General features: G+C 62.8%; 1 protein-coding gene. It reads right to left on the reverse strand.

Translation table 11 applies throughout. From position 1 onward, the window contains the following. Positions 1-557 (reverse strand): recombinase family protein (locus J8I82_RS37910; RefSeq protein WP_209765774.1); only part of this gene is annotated, 557 nt, incomplete at both ends.

Consider the following 557-nt stretch of genomic DNA (forward strand, 5'->3'; position numbering starts at 1 on the left):
TAGACGCCCGCATACGAGGGATTCCGGATCAGACCGAGCACGCGTTCATGGCGTAGGCGCCCCCAGATGAGTCGACCTGCCCAGGCACCTCCGTATGCGCGCTTGGGAAAGCGCAGACCATCCTCGGCAAAGCGCTTGACGACGGCGTACGCGCTGCCGGTCTCCTGAAACAGACGAAACACCAGTTGCACGGCGCCGCGAACCTCGTCATCGGGATCGAGGACGATGCGACCGTCATCGTCATAGCACAAGCCAACCGGCAGTGGAAAGCGTAACTCACCCTTCTGCGCCTTATTGAGCTTGCCGCCTTGGAGGCGCCCGCGCAAAAAGTGAAGTTCGGCCTGTGCCATTGTGCCTTTGAGACCGAGCAGCAGACCGTCGTTGAAGTCGCCCGGGTCGTAGCAGCCATCGGCGTCGATGACCAGGGTACCGGTGAGCGCGCACAACTCGAGCAGGCGATGCCAGTCCAGGTTCGAGCGCGCCAGGCGCGACACCTCCAACGCAAAGACGGCGCCCACTTGCCCCATCGAGACATCCGCCACCAGCGTCTTGAAGTC

The sequence above is a fragment of the Cupriavidus consociatus genome (assembly GCF_017814975.1).
Lineage (GTDB): Bacteria > Pseudomonadota > Gammaproteobacteria > Burkholderiales > Burkholderiaceae > Cupriavidus > Cupriavidus consociatus.